The organism is Streptomyces sp. NPDC055815, from assembly GCF_053616475.1.
This window is the reverse complement of record NZ_JBSHDU010000029.1, coordinates 91,900-98,432: the sequence shown is the minus strand read 5'-3', so window position 1 is coordinate 98,432 and position 6,533 is coordinate 91,900. Positions and strand designations below refer to the sequence as shown.

Sequence of the window (6,533 nt, the reverse complement as noted above, 5' to 3'; positions counted from 1 at the left end):
GCCGGTCGGCGGGGCGCCCCTTCCATGTCCGGGCGGCTCAGGCCGACTTCTCGTGCCTGCCGTCGTTCTTCACGATCCGCGGGACCAGCGTCGGGTTGACGTTGTTGCGGACGACGTCGGCCGTGATGACCACGCGGGCCACGTCCTTGCGGGACGGGACCTCGTACATGACCGACTGGAGGACCTCCTCCATGATGGCGCGCAGGCCGCGCGCGCCGGTGCCGCGGAGGATCGCCTGGTCGGCGATGGCCTCCAGGGCCGGGCGGTCGAAGTCCAGTTCCACGCCGTCGAGTTCGAAGAGGCGCTGGTACTGCTTCACCAGCGCGTTGCGCGGCTCGACCAGGATCTGGAGGAGCGCCTCGCGGTCCAGGTTGTGGACGGAGGTGAGCACGGGGAGACGGCCGATGAACTCGGGGATCATCCCGAACTTCACCAGGTCCTCCGGCATGACCTCCTGGAACTGGTCGCTCGCCTCGATCTCGCGCTTCGAGCGGATGGTCGCCCCGAAGCCGATGCCCTTGGCGCCCGCCCGCGACTCGATGATCTTCTCCAGGCCGGCGAAGGCGCCGCCCACGATGAAGAGCACGTTCGTCGTGTCGATCTGGATGAACTCCTGGTGCGGGTGCTTCCGGCCGCCCTGCGGCGGGACGGAGGCCGTCGTGCCCTCCAGGATCTTCAGGAGGGCCTGCTGCACGCCCTCACCGCTCACGTCACGCGTGATCGACGGGTTTTCGCTCTTACGGGCGACCTTGTCGATCTCGTCGATGTAGATGATCCCGGTCTCGGCCTTCTTGACGTCGTAGTCGGCCGCCTGGATCAGCTTGAGCAGGATGTTCTCGACGTCCTCGCCGACATAGCCGGCCTCCGTCAGCGCCGTCGCGTCGGCGATGGCGAACGGGACGTTCAGCATCCGGGCCAGCGTCTGGGCCAGGAGCGTCTTGCCCGAGCCCGTGGGGCCCAGCAGCAGAATGTTGGACTTCGCCAGCTCGATGGCGTCGTCACGGCCCTGCGCGCCGCCGTTCTCGCCGGCCTGGACGCGCTTGTAGTGGTTGTACACCGCGACCGAGAGGGCCTTCTTCGCGGGCTCCTGCCCGACGACGTACCCCTCGAGGAACTCGTAGATCTCGCGGGGCTTGGGGAGTTCCTCCCACCGCACCTCGCTCGTCTCCGCGAGTTCTTCCTCGATGATCTCGTTGCAGAGGTCGATGCACTCGTCGCAGATGTACACACCGGGTCCCGCGATGAGCTTCTTCACCTGCTTCTGGCTCTTTCCGCAGAACGAGCACTTGAGCAGATCGCCGCCATCACCGATGCGTGCCACGAGGTGCTTCCCCTTCGCCTGGGAGCGCTTGGTTCAGCGACTCCTGGTGCCTCATATTCGACGGTACCTTGCCGGGCCCCCCGTTCGGGCCCCCCTTGGCACGGTTCACATGGTCGCGATTCGGCCACACGGGCCTCGCGGGCCCGTGCGGACCGTGCCGAGGGAAGGTCGGGCGTCAGCGCTCGGCGGCGGCCGTGCTCTTGCGGGTGGAGACGATCTGGTCGATCAGGCCGTACGCCAGGGCGTCCTCGGCCGTCAGGATCTTGTCGCGCTCGATGTCGTCGCGGATCTTCTCGATCGGCGTCGAGGAGTGCTTGGCCAGCATCTCTTCGAGCTGGCTGCGCATGCGCAGGATCTCGTTGGCCGCGATCTCCAGGTCGGAGAGCTGCTCACGGCCGGTGCCACCGGAGGGCTGGTGGATCAGCACACGGGCGTTCGGCAGGGCCATCCGCTTGCCGGGGGTGCCGGCGGCGAGCAGCACGGCCGCGGCGGAGGCCGCCTGGCCCATGCAGACCGTCTGGATGTCGGGCTTCACGAACTGCATCGTGTCGTAGATGGCCGTGAGCGCGGTGAAGGAGCCGCCCGGGCTGTTGATGTAGATCGAGATGTCGCGGTCCGGGTCCATCGACTCCAGGCACAGGAGCTGCGCCATGACGTCGTTGGCGGAGGCGTCGTCGATCTGCACGCCGAGGAAGATCACGCGCTCCTCGAACAGCTTCGCGTACGGGTCGTACTCGCGGACGCCCTGCGAGGTGCGCTCGACGAAGCGCGGCACGACGTAGCGGTTGTCCATCGGCGCGCCGGTGTAGAGGCCGCTCGGGGAGAGGTTGTTCTGCATCTGGGTGTTCACCGTCCTGGTGGCGTTCGGCGGAGGTCTGGGGCTCTTGGGCGGGCTGCCGGCGCTCAGGCGCCCGTGCCGCCGCCGCCCGGAACACCCGCGGCGTGCGTGATGATGTCGTCGATGAGGCCGTACTCCTTGGCCTCCTCCGCGGTGAACCAGCGGTCGCGGTCGCCGTCGCGGATGATCGCCTCGACGGTCTGCCCGGAGTGGTGCGCGGTGATCTCGGCCATGCGCTTCTTCGTGCGCAGGAGGTACTCGGCCTGGATCTTGATGTCGGAGGCCGTGCCGCCGATGCCGGCGGAGCCCTGGTGCATCAGGATGTCGGTGTTCGGCAGCGCGAAGCGCTTGCCGGGGGTGCCGGCGGTGAGCAGGAACTGGCCCATGGAGGCCGCCATGCCCATACCGATGGTGACGACGTCGTTCGGGATGAACTGCATGGTGTCGTAGACCGCCATGCCGGCCGTCACCGAGCCGCCGGGGCTGTTGATGTACAGGAAGATGTCCTTCTCCGGCTCGGCGGCCAGGAGGAGCATCTGCGCGGTGATCTTGTTGGCGATCTCGTCGTCGACCTGCTGGCCGAGGAAGATGATCCGCTCGCCGAGCAGCCGGTTGTAGACATGGTCGCCGAGGCCGCCACCGATGGACGGCTCACCCGCGGCGTAAGGCTTCAGATTCGTCACGTATCCACCTGCTCGTCTCCGACGGCCCCAAGCCGTCTCAGCGTCTTGTTCTGAGGGCAGTGCCCTCGTATTCATGGACCCTAACGCGCAGGTCGGACAACGCCATCCCGGTTCCCGAACTGTTCGCTGGGAGCGCAAGGTAGTTGGGGGTGTGTAAGGGGGTCCCGGTACGTCCACGGGCCCGTACGCACAGGAGTGCGCACGGGCCCGTGGAGCAGGGTCCGCCGGGGGCGGGGGCCCTTACTTGTCCTCGGAGACCTCGGCCTCGCCGGTGACGGCCTCGACGGCCTCGGCGGCGGCCTCGACGACCTCGTCCTCGTCGTCCGAGAGGTCGACGACCTCACCGTTGGTGTCCTTGACCGTGGCGGCCTCGACGACGACCGCGAGGGCCTTGCCGCGGGCGACCTCGCCGACGAGCATCGGCACCTGGCCCTGCTGGGCCACGGCCTGGGCGAACTGGTCGGGGCTCATGCCGGAGGAGGCGGCACGGCGGAACAGGTGCTCGGTGAGCTCCTCGCGGGAGACGTCGAGCTTCTCCTTGTTGACGAGCTCATCGAGGATGAACTGCGTCTTGATGCCCTTCTCGGCCTGCTCCTTGGTCTCGGCCAGGAACTCTTCCTCGGTCTTGCCCTGGATCTCCAGGTACTTCGCGAGGTCGAGGCCCATCTGGCCGAGCTGGTGGTGCTCCAGGTTGTGCTTGCGGGTGTTGATCTCGTCCTCGAGAAGCTTCTCGGGCATCGGGACCTCGACCAGCTTGAGGAGCTCGTCGAGGACGCGCTCCTGGGCCTGGGTGGCCTGGTCGAACTGCTTCATGTTCTCGAGGCGCTTGCGGCTGTCGGCCTTGAGCTCGTCGAGGGTGTCGAACTCCGACGCCATCTGCGCGAACTCGTCGTCGAGCTCGGGGAGCTCACGGGCGGCGACGGCGGTGACCTTGACGGTGACCTCCGCGTCCTTGCCCTCGGCGGAGCCGCCCTTCAGCTGCGAGGTGAAGGTGGCCTCGCCGCCGGCCTCCAGGCCCTTGACGGCCTCGTCGATGCCGTCGAGGAGCTCGCCGGAGCCGATGGTGTACGAGACGTCCGAGGCGACACCGTCGGGCAGGACCTCGCCGTCGACCTTGGCCTCGAGGTCGATCGTGACGACGTCGCCGTCCTGGGCGGCGCGCTCGACGGTCTTCGTCGAGGCGAAGCGCTCGCGGAGCTGCTCCACGGACTTCTCGACGTCCTCGTCGGTGACCTCGACCGCGTCGACGGTGACCTCGATGCCGGAGTAGTCCGGGATCTCGATCGCCGGGCGGATGTCGACCTCGGCGGTGAAGGCCAGCAGCTCGCCGTCCTTCAGCTCGGTGATGTCGACCTCGGGCTGGCCGAGCGGGTTGACCTCGGCCTCGTTGACGGCCTCGGTGTAGAACTTCGGGAGCGCGTCGTTGACGGCCTCCTCCAGCACGGCGCCGCGGCCGAACCGCTGGTCGATCACGCGAGCCGGGATCTTGCCCTTACGGAAGCCCTTGACCGTGACCTGCTGGTTGATCTTCTTGTACGCCGCGTCGAGGCTGTCCTTGAGCTCCTCGAAGGGCACCTCGACAGTGAGCCGAACCCGGGTCGGGTTCAGGGTCTCCACGGCGCTCTTCACGGTTCGGTCTCCTTGTGGCTGATTCCTGGAATCCGCCGGGGCCGCGTGTGGCGGTTCCGGCGGGTCGGCCCGGTCAGAAAGACACACGGGCACGCAGCTTGCATAGTAACCGCAAGCGGGATGACGCCCACAACGTGATCAAGAACGCGCGAGGTGGGCGCGTGATCGTCATGGTCGGGGTGGCGGGATTTGAACCCACGGCCTTCCGCTCCCAAAGCGGACGCGCTACCAAGCTGCGCCACACCCCGTCGGTGCGACACGTAGGGTACATGGACGGGGACTGTGCGGCGCCCCCCGTTTTCCGGGTGTGCACGGAACGCCCCTGACCGGCTACCATGCTCCTCGTGCCGCGGTCCTCGTGACCTGCGGCGCGATGCTGTGCGGGTGTAGCTCAATGGTAGAGCACTAGTCTTCCAAACTAGCTACGCGGGTTCGATTCCCGTCACCCGCTCTGACACAGAAAACCCCAGGTCACCCTGGGGTTTTCTGCGCTTTCGGGCCACCGGGGCCCGGCGCCCGCTCAGAACTTTATGGCGGCGATCGTCTGCGTTATCGAGTCCAGGAAGCGCTGGATGTCGTCCGCCATGCCGGTGGAGGCGAGGAAGAAGCCGAAGAGGACCGCGACCACGGCCGGGCCGCCCTTGAGGTTCCCCCCGCGGATCAGCACCACCAGGATGATTGCCAACAGCAACACCACAGACAGTGAAATGGCCACAACTGATCACACCCTTGGTCGGTCCCACCTTGCCCACCAGGGAGCCCCTGTCTCGGAACACCCCCCGCTGTCTCCATCGTGCCACCAACCCCCCTGCCCTGGCTGCCGGGTGACGAATCGTCGTGCAGAAGATCACGTCAGGCGGGGCGGGAGAGGAGCAGCAGCGCCCGGTCGTCGTTGACGTCCTTGGCGACGGCTTCGATCAGGTGCCAGGCGACGCCCTCGAAGCCCTCGGCGACGCAGCGGTCGGCCTCGCCGGTGAGGCGGTCGATGCCCTCGGCGATGTCCCGGTCGGCGGCCTCCACCAGGCCGTCTGTGAAGAGCATCAGGACGTCACCGGGCCGCAGCGAGCCCTTGACCGGGTGGAACTCGGCCCCGTCGTAGACGCCGAGGAGTGGCCCGTCGGCGGCCTTCTCCTCCCAGCGGCCGCTGCCCGCGTGGAGCTGGAGGGCGGGCAGGTGGCCGGCGGAGAAGAGCTCGTAGTCGCCGGACTCCAGGTCGAGGACGAGATGGATCGAGGTGGCGAAGCCCTCGTCCCAGTTCTGGCGGAGGAGGTAGCCGTTGGCCGCCGGGAGGAAGCCGTGCGGCGGGAGGGAGCCGAGGAGGCCGCCGAAGGCGCCGGAGAGCAGGAGGGAGCGGGAGGCCGCGTCCATGCCCTTGCCGGACACGTCGGTGAGGACGACCTCCAGGGTGCGTCCGCCGTGGGTGCGGGCGGCGACGACGAAGTCGCCCGAGAAGGACTGGCCGCCGGCCGGCCGCAGCGCCATCTCGCGGTGCCAGCCCTGGGGGAGCCGGGGCAGGGCGCTCTGGACGCGGATGCGCTCGCGCAGGTCGAAGAGCATGGTGCCGCCGCGCCGCCAGGGCACGCCGACGCGGGCCCGGAACTGGGCGATGAGCAGTCCGAAGAGTCCGCAGGCGGCGACGACCAGGACGGTGCCGGGGGTGACCCTGGCGGGGCCCTGGGTGTACGGGCCGAGGACGACGGACTCGACGATGAGGGCGCCGGCGGCCGCCGCGTACAGACCGAGCAGGCTGGCGGGGCGCAGCAGCAGGCCGCCGGCCACGATGGGCAGGACGAGCGCGGCGGGGGCGCACCAGACGGGGTCGAGGAGGGTCCCGCACGCGATGGCGGGGATCATCAGGAGGAGTCCGGCGAAGGCGAGCCAGTCGGCGCCGTCGCCGCGGAAGTAGTCGACGGCGGATCTGCGCACCGCGACGCGGGCCCGGCGCACGCGCCTGCGTGTCCGGGCCGCGTACGTGTTCACTCCGGCGCGCTGTCCCATTGGCCTGGACCCTATCCATCCCGTCGGACATCGTGCAGGGGTACCCCGGTGACAATGCGCGTGA

The 6,533-nt window shown here is 68.5% G+C and carries 6 protein-coding genes and 2 tRNA genes; 1 reads left to right on the top strand and 7 read right to left on the bottom strand.

Annotation, left to right across the window (positions count from 1 at the left end; genetic code table 11):
* Nucleotides 1-37: 37 nt before the first annotated feature.
* From clpX to ACWGN5_RS20025, 5 genes are all read right to left on the bottom strand, one after another.
* On the bottom strand, nt 38-1,321 hold the full coding sequence (clpX, locus tag ACWGN5_RS20045; protein ID WP_015033605.1) for an ATP-dependent Clp protease ATP-binding subunit ClpX: 1,284 nt from the start codon (nt 1,319-1,321) through the stop codon (nt 38-40).
* Nucleotides 1,322-1,496: 175 nt separating this feature from the next.
* Entirely contained in the window at nt 1,497-2,159 is a 663-nt protein-coding gene (locus ACWGN5_RS20040) for an ATP-dependent Clp protease proteolytic subunit (RefSeq protein WP_453516855.1), read from the bottom strand.
* A 65-nt stretch (nt 2,160-2,224) separates the two neighbouring features.
* Nucleotides 2,225-2,842, bottom strand: coding sequence for an ATP-dependent Clp protease proteolytic subunit (locus tag ACWGN5_RS20035; protein WP_369144238.1), 618 nt, complete (start codon nt 2,840-2,842; stop codon nt 2,225-2,227).
* 240 nt (nt 2,843-3,082) lie between these two features.
* Entirely contained in the window at nt 3,083-4,471 is a 1,389-nt protein-coding gene (tig, locus tag ACWGN5_RS20030; protein ID WP_453516852.1) for a trigger factor, read from the bottom strand.
* Nucleotides 4,472-4,642: 171 nt separating this feature from the next.
* Nucleotides 4,643-4,719: transfer RNA gene (locus ACWGN5_RS20025), tRNA-Pro, on the bottom strand.
* A gap of 132 nt (nt 4,720-4,851) precedes the next feature.
* On the opposite strand from ACWGN5_RS20025, the gene ACWGN5_RS20020 reads away from it, so the two are divergent.
* Nucleotides 4,852-4,922 (top strand) — tRNA-Gly (locus tag ACWGN5_RS20020).
* Nucleotides 4,923-4,991: 69 nt separating this feature from the next.
* On the opposite strand, the gene ACWGN5_RS20015 is transcribed toward ACWGN5_RS20020, so the two are convergent.
* The gene (locus tag ACWGN5_RS20015; protein ID WP_041129234.1) at nt 4,992-5,186 is read right to left on the bottom strand and encodes a hypothetical protein; all 195 of its coding nucleotides are present in this window, start codon (nt 5,184-5,186) and stop codon (nt 4,992-4,994) included.
* A 137-nt stretch (nt 5,187-5,323) separates the two neighbouring features.
* Nucleotides 5,324-6,469, bottom strand: coding sequence for a PP2C family protein-serine/threonine phosphatase (locus ACWGN5_RS20010; protein ID WP_453516849.1), 1,146 nt, complete (start codon nt 6,467-6,469; stop codon nt 5,324-5,326).
* Between the last annotated feature and the right edge of the window lie 64 nt (nt 6,470-6,533).